We start from the raw sequence: 17039 nt of genomic DNA on the forward strand, positions 1-17039 counted from the left end.
ATCACCTCGGTTTAGACTTCTCTGCGTCCTTCCATTGCTTTGGAAAGCGTTACTTCATCAGCGTATTCAAGATCTCCACCAACTGGAAGACCGTGCGCTATTCTAGTTATTTTTATACCAGATGGTTTTAAGAGTCTGGAAATATACATTGCAGTAGCTTCCCCTTCTACATTGGGGTTTGTCGCTAAAATAACTTCCTCAATCGTATCATCTTGCAAACGTTTAAGTAAATCTGGAATATTAATATCTTCTGGTCCAATCCCATCCATTGGAGAAATTGTCCCATGCAGCACGTGGTATAAACCATGAAAATCGCGCATTTTTTCCATTGCAATTACATCTTTTGATTCTTGAACTACACAAAGAACGCTACGATCCCGTGAAGTATCTGCACAAATATAACATGGATCTTTATCAGTAATATGACCGCAAACAGAACAAAAGCTCAGATTTCTTTTTGCATCAACTAATGCTTTTGCAAAATCTAACACATCATCTTCTTTCATATCAAGCACATAAAAAGCTAATCTCGCTGCCGACTTGGGTCCGATACCCGGTAATTTCATAAAACTGTCCATTAATTTCGTTATCGGCTCAGGATAATGCATAATCTCGTCTTCCTCTCACCTTTGAATTACACAATGTTTCACGTGAAACAATCTTTTAAAAAATAGTTGAGACTCTTGTAATTTATCCAAGAGTCTCAAATCAAACAATATTACATTCCAGGAAGATTTAATCCTTGTGTGAATTTACCCATTGTTTGTGAAGTTGTATCTTCAATTTGTTTTAGTACATCATTTGTAGCAGCAAGTATTAAATCTTGTAGCATTTCAATATCTTCCGGATCTACTACTTCTTCATTTATAATCACATCTGTAATGGCGCGTTTACCAGTAGCTTTTACTGTAACTATTCCGCCCCCAGCTGTTCCAGTAAATTCTTGTACTTCTAAATCCGCTTGCGCTTTCGCCATTTCCTTTTGCATTTTTTGCATTTGTTTCATCATACCTTGCATATTTCCCATTCCACGCATGAATAATCTCCTCTTTCTTCTATTGTTTTTTAATCTTTAATTTCAAGCAAATCTTCACCAACTAGTTTTGTCGCTTCTGAAACAAATGAATCTTCAGCTGGTTTTCTAGCTTCTGAATTTACATCTTCCTCTGAATCCGCAGTTCCGCCGTGACTTTGCAGGAAATTTTCTCTTACTTCAGCCCATTGATCTTCTGGGATTCCAATAAAAGTATAATTTATTTTGGTAAGACGTGCAATACTCGACGTAATAGTTTCTACAAAGTTTGGATTATCCATCGCCATTTGACAGTGAATCTCATGCTTAAATTTTAACACAAAAGTGTCTAGAGATGCAGCCACAGGTTCCGCATCATTTAAAAGTGCGGCTTGAGAGGCCATTAACATAGATAATAACTCGCCCCAACACCCTCTGATCAACTGTAAATTTTCTTTTTTCGCTTCTCCTAAAACATGATTAATTTTACCAATAGGCGCTTTGAATTGTTTGCCATTATTGATTTGTTTTTTTGAGCCGCCTCGGTTTTGTGCCGGTTTTTCGGCAGGTCCCGCGCTTGCTCCGCTTACAATTTGTTTTTTTAATGTTTGAAGTTCTTGTTGCATTTGCTCCAATTGTTTTTTTAAATCTGATACATCCCCAGTTGCTACTGCCTCAACTGACGCCACATTCCCAGCCGCTCCTTGCCCAGCTTGTGTTAGCTGAACGAGTGCTACCTCCACATAAATGCCCGGATGATTTGAAAAACGCATTTGTTGCTGTGCCGTATTTAAAATTTTAACAAACTCATATATTTTTAATGAATCTGCTCGTTTTGCAAGGGTCACAAATTCATCATCAATTAATGCTCGCTCTAGTGTTTCTTCCAAATTAGGTGCTTTTTGATAAAGCAATACATCTCTAAAGAAAACAAGTAAATCTTCTACAAGACGAACTGGATCTTTTCCTTCTGCAAGTAATGCTGTCAATGTGGAAATCGCTTCTGCCGCATCACCATCGAAAGCATCACTAACGAGTTTAGTAAGTAATCCTTGTGCAACTGATCCTGTAATTTCAAGCGCATCTTCCATGGTAACTTCTTCTGACCCATAAGAAATTACTTGATCCAGTAAGCTAAGTGCATCACGCATCCCACCTTCAGCTGCTCGCGCCACAATCATTAATGCTTTTTCATCATAAGGAATTTTTTCTTCTTTTAAAATAAACTCTAAACGCCCTATAATATCTTGTGTTGTGATTCGTTTAAAATCAAATCGTTGAACACGTGAAATAATGGTTAGTGGTAATTTGTGTGGCTCTGTAGTTGCCAAAATAAAAATGACATGCTTCGGCGGTTCTTCTAGCGTTTTTAGTAATGCATTAAATGCTCCCGTCGATAACATATGCACTTCATCAATAATATATACTTTATATTTCGCCACAGTAGGCGCATATTTTACTTTTTCCCGAATGTCTCGAATTTCCTCGACTCCGTTGTTACTAGCGGCATCAATTTCAAGAACATCTGGTATAGAACCATCCGTTGTTCCTTTACAAACCTCACACTCGTTGCAAGGCTCTCCGTCATGACCATGCTCACAGTTAATCGCCTTCGCAAAAATTTTCGCCGCACTTGTCTTCCCGGTTCCCCGAGGCCCTGAAAATAAATAAGCATGCGATGTTTTATTTTGCACAATGGCATTCTTCAACGTTTTCGTCACATGTTCCTGTCCCACAACATCCTGAAACGACTGCGGCCGAAAAACCCGATACAAAGCCTGATACGCCATCTGCCACTCTCCTTTATCTAAAACCATTTAATAGTTTTATTATAACGTAATGTTGAAGAACTTTCAAAACGTACTTTGTTTTGATTTAGTTCTTCAATATAGATCCGAGCAACGCGAGGATTTAATCCTTTGCAGAACTTTCAAAACGTACCTTATCTTGATTTAATCCTCACCAAAGCTTTCAAAACGCACTTTGTTTTATAAACCCACGCCTTACTACACTAAACCCAGCTATCCTCAAAAAAAGAACCCGACTTTCGAAAAAGCCCGATTCTAGATTTTATTGTTCCCTTTTAGCGGCTAACTTCTCTTGCTTCTTCTTACTTTCATTAATAACCGAAAGCTCAATTGATTTTAGCAAATTTTTCACACGTTTCTTACGGAAAAAACCAAACATAAAGCCAACAATAATATTATTCATTTTATTTAATGCTTTTTCTGTTTCGATTGATTCGTTATATGTAACCTCACATGTTGTTTCACTTGTAGATTTAATTGTATAGGTGGTTGTATGTTTATTTACTCGGCTGCTCGTTTCGAATTGGTATAGTTCATATGGCTTTACTTGAACAATTTTTGTTGTAGCAAGAGCCCCGTTGGACATGGTTCTTTGATATTTATATCCTTCTAATTTATGTCTTTGAACTGTTTTTCCCGTAGCATTTTTTACGTCATAAATTGCTGAATTAACTATTGTGTCAAAGCATTCCTTTTGGGATATATATAATTTCTGTGTTACATTCACTTTTTAACCGACTCCTTCTGATTCTTTTCTTTCTTATCTTTACGGATTTTTAGCACGATAAAAAGGCAGCCAATTAGAACAACTACAAGACCAGTAACTAAAAGAGGCACACTAGCCATTCCATCTTTTCCATAGGAAGGACTAAACATAATAATAATAAGACCAATACTAATAATAAATAGTGCATTAACAATCTTCATTTTAGCCCACACTAACTTGGAAATAAAGAACTGAACCTATTTCCGTTGCCTTAATTGTTTCTTTTGCAATTTTTACTGCTTTATCTTCATCCTCAATGTTTGTTTCAAATGTCAATTTCATGCCTTGTTCATCTATTTTTTTAAAAGTCACACCATCTTTATCGTATGTTTCTAGTAATTCAGTAATATAATCTCGTTTCATTGGGCAATTAAGAATAATCATTTAAAAAACCTCCTTATATATAGTTTAACTTTATCTTCTGCTTCTTGCAATGAATAAAAATAGCGCAGGAAATCCTACATGATATACTGGCTAGATACAAAGTGAATGTACCTAGCCAGAAACTTATTATTTCTAAGCTTTCATCTCTTCTTCTGGTACACCAACCCGATTTGCGGTAATAACAAATGGTACCCAAATCAAGAAAGCGACGACCATATTTATGAGTGAAATCACCGGTGCCATCCAATCTCCTCCAGTTGCTAGGAATGAATTCAGCAGTGGTGGCATTACCCAAACTACTGCAATTTTAACTGGTTCAACCAGCCCAAGTGTTGTTGCAAAATAAGCAATCGTAACCATTACCATTGGTGCGATAAGAAACGGTATTAAATAGATAGTATTTAATACAATAGGTAAACCGAACATGATTGGTTCATTGATATTAAATATACCCGGAGCCAGTGATAATTTTGCCACTGTTCGCGCATCCGCTCGTTTTGAGAACATAAGTAAGGCAATAATCAGTACGAGCGTTCCACCTGATCCACCCATCCATACATAAGCATCGAAAGAGCCACGTACCCATTCGAATGGTAATTTAACGCCTTCTTGTGCTGCACTAATGTTTTGCAGTTGTGCCGTACCCCATAGCGATTCTAAAACTGGTGCAAGAACGTTTGGACCATGAATCCCGAAGAACCATAATAGCTGCACTAAGAAAGTAACTAGTAAAACTGCCCCGTAACCTTGCGAAAGTGAAAGCAACGGTTCTTGGATTGTTTTGGAAATCCACGTAATAACATCCATATCCGTAATTTTAAAGAACGCCCAGTCAATAATCCCCACTACATAAAGCGCCACAAGAGCAGGAATAATCGCTGCAAATGCTTTACTTACTGCCGGTGGAACAGTATCTGGCATTTTAATAATAATATTTCTACGCATAAGTTTCGCGTAAATAATAGTTGAAATAAAACCGAAAATCATTGCAGTAAACAAACCTGTACCATTTACCTGGCTAAGATTAAAGAATCCTGGAACTCCAGTAAATTCTTCTGGTAACATATTTACATCAAAATTAGCATTAGCAGCGGCAATTGCACCTTTTACTGCATCTAAGCTAACAGTAACAGTTAAGTTCATAACAAAAGCAGCAAGTGATACTAGCCCCCCAGCTAGACGATCCACCTCATACACTTTCGATAAATTATAACCTAGTGAAAAAGCAAAAATAATTGATACAATCGCTAACGTCCCATTGTATACGTATCCATTAACTTCGATTAGCGGTTGCATTGCTGAAACAAAGCCTGTCCATCCCCAGTCAGTCGGAAAATCTCTGAAAAAGGCATTTAAAAGTACCGCAATTGAGCCAGCCATTGTAATTGGCATTGTTGAAATAAATGCATCACGTAATGCCACTAAATGTTTTTGCGAACCAATTTTCGCAGCTACTGGTACAAAATACTTTTCTAAAAATGCTGTTAATCCATTCATATTATATCCTCCCATTTTTCCTTTTTATTTATCGCTCATCTCTTGAAACCAAATATAATTTCTATGTATATATCCCCTTTAAGCTAGTCAGCTATATCTGTTCACTTTATTTTTCACAATCCCCATTACGAAAAATAAATCAGATGGAACCTTTGCACACCTCGTGAAATATTGGGAGTCCTCCTCTCCGCTTCATGATAAGGCTTACATTTAGATTCACTTTACTTTATTGCAATTTTTGTGCCAACTCATTGAAATGTTCCAAGGATACAAACTTACTTGTATTTACTATCTTTCTTATCCCCAAAAAACGCTTACACACATAGCCTAAAAAACTGTGTAAGTAAGCGCTAACATTACACAGTTCCAATGAATTTATCCTTATTCCGTTTTGTGTTATAATGAGCATGGAGTAAGTAATACAAATAGTTCGAGGTGATAATGATGGCTGTTAAACGTGATATGCCGGAAGAATCTAAAAATAGTAAAGTAGTCAAAAAAGAACATTTTTCGATTATTTTTCCGGATGACATAAAAGTTCCAGAAACCGAGCAGGAATTGCAAAAAGAAGCAGTAAACAATGAAGAAAAGCGGAATGAACGAAGCTAAATTATAAGAATTTAGTTATTCACTCTGTCATTTTAAAACTGCAAAAAAGAAAACGATTTAATAAAAATTTTGAGTCAAGTCCCTTTAAAGAAGGCTTGACTTTTTTATTTCCCCCTTGAATTTATCCTATTTAGCCAATTAAAATACGCCCCTAAAATTAGATTTTTTGGTCTAAATTTAGGGGCGCACTGTATATGGTGGCATTTCTTTATTTAATAGAGAAAATCACCATGTTTTTTGCATCATCTATTCGAACGTTTACATCCATTCCAAGTTTATCCTTAAATAGCGCTGTAATATCTAAGTAGTCGTCATAACTACCAATATCACTTTTTTCGTAGCCTTGTAAAATGGTTGGTTTAATGCGGACGATATAATCATCTGTAGAGGTTTCTTCAGGATTATACGTATAGATTTTCTTACCAGTTTTATCAAAAAAATCATACGTTGCATACGATTCATCCTTCGTCATATAGACATCTTTCTGCGTTACGTAGGCGTTATCGGCAACACTGTAATCAATTAAACCTGAGTAATACTTATTGGTAGATGGCTCATTTATTTCGTATTGTTTATAGGCTAATCTAAATAAATAATCGATATTATAATAACTATTCACTCGGAAATAGAAATGTTTATCCGATGATTTTTTATCTACACCAATATCCGTTGTGCTAATTGGAAATACTTCATATAATTCGCCTTCTATTTCATATGCTACATCATATTTATCATAAACTTCTTGACGCTGGAAGAAACCGAACATAATTGCCAGGATGACTACTATACCTATTAAAATTGCGACAATTAAAGCTGGTAGCCATTTCTTTTTTGTTTTTAGCCGTTGCATTATTTTCATCCTTTGTTATAAATTACATTACTTATCTTATATTGTACCAGTTTATGCTATATAATTACAGGTGTCAATTTAACTAAAAAAGACTACTTCGCGCTGAGCAAAATAGTCTTTTAATATATTTAAAATTAGTGTCGCGCACCTCACATCGACATGCAATCACCTGCGTTACCCTGATAGTTAGCTCGGGCCAGGCAACCTCGCGGCACATGAGAAGCACTGATTAATGCTGCTTCCTTCCGGACCTGACATGGTTCACAGGTTCTCATTGCGCAAGACCCAACCTTCAACACCACTTGTCAAGGGCAGACCAAACAATTACGATGCCTCAAGTGAGGAATTCAACCCCGCTAGAGCGGATTGCGGGTTACAGGGCGCCGCTACCTCCCCGTCTAGCACGACAAATTTGCTACCAATAATTAGTTCGCAAAACAAAAAATATTTAGCCTAAACTCTGAAAAGAGCTCAATTACTAGTGTACCTTTTTCATATGAAAAGTGCAAGTAGAAACTCGGGAAATTTTTTAACGTAAGTAAAAACTCATGATCGCGGCAACTATTGTTCCAACTACACAAATACCTACTAATGTTAAGGCAATCCATACTATTTTCTTATTCACGTTCATCTCCCCCTTACTTCACATTTTCGCTTTTCTTTTAGTGATTATATCATGAAATGGAAAATTTAGCTGTTATTTTCAAACTTCTTCTGCCAACTATTTAATTGGCTATAGCTAGACATTAGCTGGGTTGATACTTGTGTGAAAATCAAACGCAATTCCGCATACTTTTCTACGTTTTCACTAGGATGATAAATAGCTTTGATTGGCAATGTTTTTTGGAGATTTAGATCTTTTAATATTCCAAGTGAACGCATTCCAATAATAGCAGCGCCTAAACTTGATCCTTCAATTGTATGCGGAACCCGAATTTCGCGGTTTAAAATATCAGCAAGCAATCTACACCAAGGCTCGTGTGCGGATATTCCTCCCGTTACATAAATAATATCATCTGGAGCTGAAACTGCCTCATATACTTCTGCAAGATTAAAAGCAATCCCTTCTAAAATTGCTCTTATAAAATGGGCGTTAGTATGATTAATTGTCAGTCCAACAAAGCCACCACGAATATCATTAGTCCAAAAAGGCGCACGCTCTCCTAGTAAGTACGGTTGGAATAAAAGACCTGCTGCTCCTGGATTCACTTCATCAATACGGGCAATAAAACTAGCAAAGTCTCGATTGGCAATTTCACTTTCAGAGCCAAATTGTTCCAGACCCCATTCGACTACTTTACCACCATTGTTCACTGCACCACCAGCGATGAAATACCCATCACCCGCCCCGTAACAAAATGTTCGACCGCGAGAATCCACTTGAAATTCATTTGTTAATTTTCGAACAGCACCACTTGTACCAACAGTAATCGTCACATCATTGCGCCCTGTCGCTTGGATTCCGATATTCGCAAGTGCGCCATCACTACCGCCAACAATAAGTGGAACATCATCTGGAATTCCCATAAATTCAACATATTTCGCCTTCATGCCTGTTAATTGATACGTTTCCGGAACCACTTTTGGAAAGAAATCTGGTGTTAATTTCACAATTTCCATTGCTTCAAATTCCCAGTCATGCTCTAAAATATTGTAAAGCCCCGTTCCAGATGCCAAAGACTCATCCATCACCCACACTCCGAAAAAACGATACAAAATATAAGCTTTAATATCTATAAATTTTTCCGTGCGATTAAATAGCTCGGGTTCTGTTTCTTTTAACCAGCAGATTTTTGCAAATGGGCTCATTGGGTGTATCGGTGTCCCTGTCGCTTCGTAAAGTTGAAAGAGGTAATTATCCCGTTTAACATTTTCGAGCGCCTCACTGCTTCGTCCGTCCGCCCAGGTAATACATTCAGTTAGAAGTTCCCCATTACTTTTGGCTGCAATCAAACTATGCATGGCAGAACTAAACGATATTCCACGCAAATCAGCTTTATTTATCTTACTCATCACGTGACGGATGGAGGTAATTACCGCTTCAAAAATTTCTGTAGGACTTTCTTCCGCCTTGCCAGTTTCATCCGTCACTAAATCATAGTGAATTGCTTCTCGGTGGATAACCTCTCCCTGCTCATTAAAAAGAACTGCTTTTGTGCTAGAGGTTCCAATGTCCACGCCCATTATGTAAGAGCTATTCGTCAAAATATTTCACCTCGTAACTGCTTTTCTTACCATTATACGTTAAATCGAAAAAAATTTGGTGGCTGGGGTACTTCATTTTTGATGAAAAATGCAAAACTATATGGAATAGCCAGATATAACCCAAAATAAACAAGCAGAAATCATTGCATAGCATCATTAAAAAATGTTCTATACAAGATTCCTGCTTGCGTTTTATTATTGAGATGTTTTTATTTTAGCCCCTTTTCAGCTTTATTTAACTTGATTTTCGATTGTTGTTGGTGTTAATCCAGAATCATTGATTTGACGAATTTCATATACTTTTCCTTCATCATTAAATTCAAAAAACTCTACCGCACCATAACTAAATTTTTTCCCCGTTTTACTTGCGCTATCTCCATTCGGGAAAGTAATATCTCCTGTTAAAGTTCCAGATATGCTAAAGCGACTTATTGCTACGTTATCATCCGCATAAATTTCATGGTCTTCTACTTTGGCATCATTTGAAAAGTCAACAATTGCACGAATGGTAGCGATAAAATTATCCGCGCCTTCAATCACTGCACCATTTTTATGGAAAATAATGTCTGGTGTAATTAACTCATACTGCTTATCAAAGTCTCTATTATTAAGATTCGTATGGAAAAGATGTGGAATCATTCTTTTCTCTTCAATTGTCATTGGATTTCCCATTTATATCGCCCCTTGTATTTTTAATATGAAAAGCTTTTTCCTACTTAATTATATCAAAAAAACGTTTTCATAATGTGTAGAACTGATGAACATTAATAAAAAAAGCTTCTATTTTATGTGTATTTACCACAGAAAAGCTTATTTTTGCATAATTAACAAAAAAGCGACAGAGAAATCAAACTAACTGATTTTCTCTGCCGCTTTTTGCCAGAACTTAATTTATCGTGTTAAATTTAGTGTTTTTTGCTATGAAAATTGCTTAGTTATTTTTTGCGTTTTCTTAAAAGTACTATTGCTATAAGAACGACTATTGCGCCAATGACAACAAAAATCCATTCAACGCCTTGGTCACCTGTACTTGGGAGTTCTGATTTAGACGCTGCTTCTTTTTTAGGTTCCTCTGAAGTAGCTGTAGTAACACTTTTTACAGAATTATTGTTTTCGATTTTTTTCACTTTTTCAGGAACTTGAACTGCTTCTTCATTTTCTTTTTTAGCTGGGACAGTGTAAGTTACTTCCTTACTAAAGTTTCCTGCTTCATCAAATGCATAGGTAGTAATTTCCTTTGGTGTGGTTGCCCATGAAGCATAGAAATTCCCATCTTTGTCCGCATCAACACGCCCTTCTCCAAAGTTTTCATCTTCTGGAGAGCTCATATAAACACTGGCAAAAGGTTTGGTTTTTCCTGAGAAAATTTTCGTTTCTAAGTCAAAATTTAAATTAGTAACTGATAAAGTTGCAACAGGTGCTTTTACCAAGTAATTTAACTTAACCGCAGTTGTTTCACCGTCTTTTGTATCACCAAGTAATGTCACATCTTGCAAGCCAGCATCTGCTGTTGTTAGCGACACATCCTCGGCCAAACGATAATTAGATAATTCCGTACCTGTATATTCACTTAAAGTTGCGGTGAAATCAGTTAGTTTGATGTCACTGTTTTGTTCATACGTGTAAACTTCCGTTGAGTCGGTAATATCTATTGTTGTTTGGGGTGTTTCGGGTGTTGCCGTTTCTTTTACAGGTTCCGTTGTTTTCGACTCCACTTCCGGAACTGTATTTTCATTGGAATCCATTGTTTGCTCTTCTGTACTCGGTTGATTATTACCATTTTCATTCGTTTCAGCACTTGCTGCCAATGAAAATGGGGTGATAAGACAAGTTAATAAAGCTAAAACTACTAGTCCGCGGAATTTGTTCATAATAAATTCCCCTTTCTTTTTACTTACCTCAATCATAATCAGAAATGAGCATAAAGTCAATTTTAAATTACATGTTTGTTACAATTATTAAAAATTGACGACAAAAATGGCTTGCTAACGGGAAATTAGCAAACCATTAATTTTATAATTCGATTGGTCGGTCTAGTTGGTAAAGTCGTTTATATCGTGGTTCAGCTGCCATTAATTCAGCATGAGGACCTTCCATCAGCGTTTTTCCATCTTCTAAAAATAAAACTCGATCCATTTTTTCGGCGCCAACTAAGTGATGTGTCACCCAAATTAATGATTTATCTGCTAAAGTTTCAAAAATGGTCGCTAGTAAATCTCGTTCTGTTATTGGATCCAGCCCAACAGTTGGCTCGTCTAAAATAACGATTGGAGTATTTTGAAGTAAAATCCGTGCTAGCGCAATCCGGCCACGTTCTCCGCCTGAAAAACGCTCACCCATTTCATTCATTTGTGTATGATAACCATCTGGCATGCTCATAATAAAATCATGTAGTTGGACTTTCTTTGCTGCCGCATAAACTTCTTCATCACTAGCATCTTGGTTTCCTAGTCGAATATTATTTAATACACTTGTACTAAAAAGATGGGCTTTTTGATTTAGCATGGAGATAAGTTCTGGAATTTGTGGTCGCAATTTTTCCACTTCCATATTATTCAAAGTCACTTTTCCATCAGTTGGGAGCAGTGCCCCTTGAATTAATTTTAGAAAAGTAGATTTCCCAGTTCCACTTCGCCCAATAATCGCCACTTTTTCCCCTTGTTGCAAAGTAAAATCAAAGCCGTTTAGTATATTCGCCGATTTTTCATCATAAGCGAAAGTGACATTTTCCGCCTGTAAAATAACTTGTTTTGTATCAATTCGCTCCGTTTCATTAGCCTCTTCTTCAAAAGTTGGTAAGGTTGGGTCTTCTATTTTGTCTAAACGAGAAAGGGAGTCTTGGTAAAGCGATTTGTCGCTAATAGCACTAGAAACTGGAACGAATGCTTCTGCAAGTGCCATAATAGCTAAAACAAATGCAGCAATCATCGTACCTGAAAATGCGCCATCACGTGACTCAGCTGTACTCCAATAAACCATCGCTATCACCATAAAACCTACCACTAATTGGCTAAAAAAATCACGCCAGTTCACAAAATGGAATTGTTTATTTTCCGTATGCAACATATTCGCTTCGTCTTTTTCGTAATTAGTAATGAAGGTTTTTTCTCGACCGCTAAACTTCCAATCACTAATTCCAAAAACAGCATCCGTGAACTTTTGATAAAGTCCATTTCGCCCTTGTTTTAAATAAGCATTTTTCCCGCGAGCATATAAAAGCGACACCCATGGTAAAACAAGTACCAACATCCCAATTAAAAAGACAAATAGTATCGCAAATGGTACTGAAAACACGCCTAGTGCGATAACTACTCCAGCGTAAAGGACTAAACTAACAATTGCCGGTAGCATCGTTGTAAGATAGAAGTTTTGCAAATGTTCAATATCACCAGCGAGTAGTCCTAAAATGTCGCCAGTTTTATATCGAGATTTAAGTAATAATGCTTGCGGTTCAAGTAAACGGTATAAACGCACCCGCATTTTTTCCAGAATTCGCAGTACTAACGAATGGCTCATAAGTCGTTCTACGTAGCGGGAAACGGAACGCATAATTCCAAATGCCCGTACACCAACAGTCGCAACGTATACAGCCATAATTGATTCAGGCATTAAAGAAGATTTAGAAATTAAGTGCCCTGACGTAAACATTAGCGCCCCGGCGGATGCAAAAGTAAGCGTTCCGAGGAAGATAACAAGCAAGAACAAGCCACGATTTTCTTTTATATATGGGATAATCCAGCTGCTTTTCCGCATTATACTTCCTCCAATTGGGCTTTGACTAAATCGTAATAGAAACCTTTTTTATCGAGTAGTTCGTCATGGGTTCCTGTTTCAACCACAGCCCCGTGGTCGAGTACGATTATCCGGTCCATTTCTAGCATCCAGTGTAAACGGTGTGTTGCAAAAAAGACTAGTCGATTTTCAAATAAATCTAGCATTGGTTTTTTAAGCTCGTATTCTGTTTCAATATCTAAGTGAGCAGTAGGTTCGTCCATCAGTACAACTGGACGATTAGTTAAGAAAGCCCTTGCTAGTGCAACACGTTGTTCCTGTCCGCCGCTTAGCATTCTTCCTGCTTCTCCCACAAGTGTTTCATAACCATTTTCAAGTCCGGCAACTAACTGGTTTAAGCCGGCTGATTCTGCCGCTTTTTTCATCTCTATTTCGGTAGCATTTGGATGATAAAACCGAATATTACCAGCAATCGTATCGTGGAAAAGATATGGATGTTGCGGGATATAGGTTACTTGTGTTTGCCAATCAGGCGACGACAGCGTGGCACCGACTTGATCATTATAGTGAAATTCACCAGACGTTGGGTTTAAGAAGCCACTTAACACATCAATCAGCGTCGATTTCCCAGCACCAGTCGCACCAATAATCCCGATTTTTTCAAAACCATTTACCGTAAAACTAGCTTCGTGCAACGACTCAGCATCCCCATCACCATGTTTAACCGTAATATTTTCAAACGAAAAGTTCGTATTTTCAGCAAATGTTGTTAACGATAGCGCATGTTCATCCTGTTTTTCTTCTTTCGCGCGGTCAATAATACCTTGAATAACTCGTCCAGCCTCTTGTCCGTCAAGGGTAGCATGGTAATCCGAGCCAACTTCCCGCACTGGCAAAAAGTATTCTGGAGCAAGGATGAGCACACTTAACGCAATCGGCAAGTTCATATTGCCATCAATCAAGCCAAGCCCTAGGAATAATGCCACAAGCGCAATCGAAAGCATCGTGAAGAAATCCATCGCAAACGACGACATAAAGGCCACACGCAAGGTTTTCATCGTTGCTTTTCGATAGCGCGAACTAACCGAAGCAATTTTCCCCTCATGCACATGACTTAATCCTAAGTATTTCAACGTTTCCAAACCCTTTAGTGAATCTACGAAATGATTAGATAGGACACGATACGTTTCAAACTGCGAATCTGCTTGTTTTTTTGCAGCAAGTCCTAAAATAATCATAAATACAATTAAAATTGGCAATGTAATCATTAAAATAAAGGCCGATGTCCAGTCTTGAAAAGCAATATAAACCCAAATCATTGCTGGAATAATCGCCATGTTCATCATTTTAGGCAAAAATAGTTCCAAATAATTCCGGAAATCTGCTACACCTTCCATCACCATCGTTACAACTTTCCCAGTTCCTTCCGCACGAGCAAAACGCGGACCAAGTGCAAACAAACTATCCAGCAACTCTTCCCGCATCGTTTTCGCTAAGTTAGAAGCATAACGATAAACGATTTGTTTTTTCCATACATTCAAAAAGTGACGCAAGAAATAGGCCCCCGCGAAGAGACCTATTTGAAGTGTGACTGATTGAAATGGATGCTCATGAAATAAATCTGTAATCGCACGAGCTAAAGTTATTGCCATTACGATAATCGCAGCACCTTGAATAAGCGTGAAAACTGCGAGTATCGCCATTATTTTTTTAATACCTTTGTAATTCCTTAAATCTTTTCCCATTAATACGTCATTTTCTCCTTACTAGAAACGCGTTTCCGGAAAACATAGTAGCTCCAAATTTGGTAACCAAGCACAAACGGTAAGAGTGTAACAGCAACAATGGTCATCACACTTAGCGAATATTGCCCGGAAGCAGCATTTTCTATTGTTAAATCAAACGCACTGTTTATAGAACTGATCATTACACGTGGGAAGAGTGCCACAAAAATAGAACCAATCGTGAACACAATTCCAAGCCCACCAAATGTAAAGGCTAAAATATCGCGGTCCTTCCAGATGAACAAAGCAGATAATAAATACATAACGACTACTATCCCAATCATCAATGGAACAAGAACAGGTCTAACTTGGAACATATCTGTATTAAAGTAAGCTAGCACAACAAAAATTAGTAGTACTGGTATGGTAATGAACCAAACTCGTTTTGCCATACGACGAGCGCGGTCTTGAATATCGTCTTCAGTACGTAGGGTAATAAATAATAGTCCGTGTAGCAGACACATCAATGTAATCGTTAGTCCGCCCCAAACAGAAAATACAGTTATATAATCAAAGAATCCAGCATACATATTCATATTGCTATTAATTGGCATTCCTTGAATCAAACTTGCAAATAATACACCGAATAGGAATGGCGGCAAAATGCTACCGAAGAAAATAACCCAGTCCCATGTTTTTACCCAAAGAGCAGAATCTTTTTGACCACGGAATTCAAACGAAACACCACGGCCGATTAAGGCAAGTAATAAGAACACTAGCGGAATATAATATCCACTAAACATTGTTGCATACCAGTTAGGGAAAGCGGCAAAAATTGCGCCCCCAGCTGTTAATAACCAAACTTCATTTGCATCCCAGAACGGCCCAATCGTATTTACGAGTACGCGGCGTTCTAAAGCATTTCTAGCCATAAAGCGTGTAGACATCCCTACACCGAAGTCAAAACCTTCAAGGAAGAAGAACCCAATGAACAAGATGGCGATTAATAGAAACCATAACTCATTTAGTGACAATGCTTGCATCCCCCTTATCAAACGGATCTATGGAAACTTCTTCTTTTTCTGGTTTGTGTCCGTCTGGTCCTTTTTTAATTTCACGAATGAACAAGTAAACCAAGAGAATTGCTAAAATTGTATAGATTGTAGAGAAGGCAATTATCGAGAATAAAATTTGTCCGGATGATACGTTTGGCGATACCGCATCAGCTGTTTTCATATAACCGAAAACTACCCATGGTTGCCGCCCTATTTCTGTCATAATCCAACCCATTGAGTTCGCAAGGAATGGGAAGCCAATCATTGGAATCATGAAACGTAAATACCATTTTGCATTAACAAGTTTTTTCTTCCAAGCAAGTACAATACCGATTAGCGCGAACATGATCATTAGCATACCAGCGCCAACCATGATGCGGAAACTCCAAAATGCTGTTTTTACTGGTGGAATGTAATCACCCTCACCATATTTTTCTTCGTATTCTTTTTGTAACGTATTCATACCTTCTACGCTACCACTTAATGTTCCGTAAGATAAGAAACTTAGCGCATATGGGACGTTGAGTTCCCAGTCGTTTTCTTTATTCTCAGGATCAATTTTGGCGAGCATTGTCCACGGAGCTGGGTCAGCTGTATCTTCCCAAATCCCTTCTGTTGCTGCCATTTTCATTGGTTGTGTTTTAACTAAGTATTGTGCTTGTGAGTGTCCACTAAACGCAACACCAAAGCCACCAATAACGGCCATTACCATTGCAATTTGGAATGATCGTTTAAAGAAGGCGACATCTTGTTTTTTGAGCATCTTATACGCACTGACACCGGCGATGAAAAAGGCTCCAGTGGCAAAAGCCCCGAATATAACGTGCGGAAACTCCACTAGTAGTTGTCCGTTAGTAATTAGTTGTAAAAAGTCATTCATTTCTGCACGACCGTTTTTAAATTCAAAACCAACCGGATGTTGCATAAATGAGTTTGCTGCTAAAATCCAGAAACTAGACATGATTGTTCCGATTGAAACCAGCCAAATACATGCTAAATGTAATTTTTTTCCTAGTTTATCCCAACCGAAAATCCATAGTCCGATAAAAGTAGACTCCATAAAAAATGCAAGTAGCGCTTCAATAGCAAGTGGCGCTCCGAATACATCTCCAACAAATCTAGAGTAATCCGACCAGTTCATCCCAAACTGGAATTCTTGAATAATCCCGGTTACAACACCGACAGCAAAGTTAATTAGGAATATGTGTCCCCAAAACTTCGACATTTTTTTGTAAATTTCTTTCCCCTTCACGACATACAACGTTTCCATAAGAGCAACCATAAATACAAGTCCAATTGAAAGTGGTACAAATAAGAAATGGAAAATCGTTGTTGATGCGAATTGAAAACGGGCTAAAAATAGTTTATCCACCCTTTTCTCCTCCTTTTTATGCTAA

General features: G+C 37.7%; 16 protein-coding genes and 1 other RNA gene. 1 reads left to right on the forward strand and 16 read right to left on the reverse strand.

What is annotated here, in order from left to right; all coding sequences use genetic code 11:
- Window positions 1-11 precede the first annotated feature (11 nt).
- The 7 genes from recR to HCJ45_RS05035 all read right to left on the reverse strand — a co-directional run bounded on the left by recR (window position 12) and on the right by HCJ45_RS05035 (window position 5467).
- A complete protein-coding gene (recR, locus tag HCJ45_RS05005) occupies window positions 12-608 on the reverse strand; it encodes a recombination mediator RecR (RefSeq protein ID WP_185347724.1) in 597 nt (198 codons plus the stop codon).
- Window positions 609-718: 110 nt separating this feature from the next.
- Window positions 719-1036 (reverse strand): YbaB/EbfC family nucleoid-associated protein, encoded by a 318-nt coding sequence (locus tag HCJ45_RS05010; protein ID WP_185347726.1) that lies wholly within the window; start codon window positions 1034-1036, stop codon window positions 719-721.
- Between the two features lie 29 nt (window positions 1037-1065).
- A complete protein-coding gene (gene dnaX / locus HCJ45_RS05015) occupies window positions 1066-2802 on the reverse strand; it encodes a DNA polymerase III subunit gamma/tau (protein ID WP_185380367.1) in 1737 nt (578 codons plus the stop codon).
- A 280-nt stretch (window positions 2803-3082) separates the two neighbouring features.
- Window positions 3083-3547 carry a DUF3284 domain-containing protein gene (locus HCJ45_RS05020; protein ID WP_185347730.1) on the reverse strand — a complete coding sequence of 155 codons (465 nt, stop codon included), beginning with the start codon at window positions 3545-3547 and terminating at the stop codon, window positions 3083-3085.
- Window positions 3544-3747 carry a DUF3188 domain-containing protein gene (locus HCJ45_RS05025; RefSeq protein WP_185347732.1) on the reverse strand — a complete coding sequence of 68 codons (204 nt, stop codon included), beginning with the start codon at window positions 3745-3747 and terminating at the stop codon, window positions 3544-3546. The genes HCJ45_RS05020 and HCJ45_RS05025 overlap by 4 nt, the downstream gene beginning before the upstream one ends.
- A 1-nt stretch (window position 3748) precedes the next feature.
- Window positions 3749-3970, reverse strand: a complete 222-nt coding sequence (locus tag HCJ45_RS05030) for a hypothetical protein (RefSeq protein ID WP_185380368.1) — start codon at window positions 3968-3970, stop codon at window positions 3749-3751.
- Window positions 3971-4102: 132 nt separating this feature from the next.
- Complete coding sequence (locus HCJ45_RS05035; RefSeq protein WP_185347736.1) at window positions 4103-5467, reverse strand: PTS sugar transporter subunit IIC; 1365 nt, start codon at window positions 5465-5467, stop codon at window positions 4103-4105.
- 444 nt (window positions 5468-5911) lie between these two features.
- On the opposite strand from HCJ45_RS05035, the gene HCJ45_RS05040 reads away from it, so the two are divergent.
- A complete protein-coding gene (locus HCJ45_RS05040; protein WP_185347842.1) occupies window positions 5912-6076 on the forward strand; it encodes a hypothetical protein in 165 nt (54 codons plus the stop codon).
- 208 nt (window positions 6077-6284) lie between these two features.
- On the opposite strand, the gene HCJ45_RS05045 is transcribed toward HCJ45_RS05040, so the two are convergent.
- The 9 genes from HCJ45_RS05045 to HCJ45_RS05085 form a co-directional block, all read right to left on the reverse strand.
- Window positions 6285-6926, reverse strand: a complete 642-nt coding sequence (locus HCJ45_RS05045; RefSeq protein WP_185347738.1) for a hypothetical protein — start codon at window positions 6924-6926, stop codon at window positions 6285-6287.
- A 140-nt stretch (window positions 6927-7066) separates the two neighbouring features.
- An RNA gene (gene ffs / locus HCJ45_RS05050) (signal recognition particle sRNA large type) lies at window positions 7067-7333 on the reverse strand.
- Window positions 7334-7616: 283 nt separating this feature from the next.
- Window positions 7617-9131, reverse strand: coding sequence for a gluconokinase (locus HCJ45_RS05055; RefSeq protein ID WP_185380369.1), 1515 nt, complete (start codon window positions 9129-9131; stop codon window positions 7617-7619).
- Between the two features lie 231 nt (window positions 9132-9362).
- Complete coding sequence (locus HCJ45_RS05060; protein WP_038408019.1) at window positions 9363-9803, reverse strand: ester cyclase; 441 nt, start codon at window positions 9801-9803, stop codon at window positions 9363-9365.
- Window positions 9804-10066: 263 nt separating this feature from the next.
- Window positions 10067-11002, reverse strand: coding sequence for an LPXTG cell wall anchor domain-containing protein (locus HCJ45_RS05065; RefSeq protein ID WP_185380370.1), 936 nt, complete (start codon window positions 11000-11002; stop codon window positions 10067-10069).
- 142 nt (window positions 11003-11144) lie between these two features.
- Window positions 11145-12884 carry a thiol reductant ABC exporter subunit CydC gene (gene cydC / locus HCJ45_RS05070; protein ID WP_185347744.1) on the reverse strand — a complete coding sequence of 580 codons (1740 nt, stop codon included), beginning with the start codon at window positions 12882-12884 and terminating at the stop codon, window positions 11145-11147.
- Window positions 12884-14608 (reverse strand): thiol reductant ABC exporter subunit CydD, encoded by a 1725-nt coding sequence (gene cydD, locus HCJ45_RS05075; protein ID WP_185380371.1) that lies wholly within the window; start codon window positions 14606-14608, stop codon window positions 12884-12886. The genes cydC and cydD overlap by 1 nt, the downstream gene beginning before the upstream one ends.
- A complete protein-coding gene (gene cydB / locus HCJ45_RS05080) occupies window positions 14608-15621 on the reverse strand; it encodes a cytochrome d ubiquinol oxidase subunit II (RefSeq protein ID WP_185347748.1) in 1014 nt (337 codons plus the stop codon). Before cydB ends, cydD begins: the two co-directional genes overlap by 1 nt.
- Window positions 15608-17014 carry a cytochrome ubiquinol oxidase subunit I gene (locus HCJ45_RS05085; RefSeq protein WP_185347750.1) on the reverse strand — a complete coding sequence of 469 codons (1407 nt, stop codon included), beginning with the start codon at window positions 17012-17014 and terminating at the stop codon, window positions 15608-15610. Before HCJ45_RS05085 ends, cydB begins: the two co-directional genes overlap by 14 nt.
- Between the last annotated feature and the right edge of the window lie 25 nt (window positions 17015-17039).

This window comes from Listeria immobilis, assembly GCF_014322845.1.
In the GTDB taxonomy this organism is placed as follows: domain Bacteria; phylum Bacillota; class Bacilli; order Lactobacillales; family Listeriaceae; genus Listeria; species Listeria immobilis.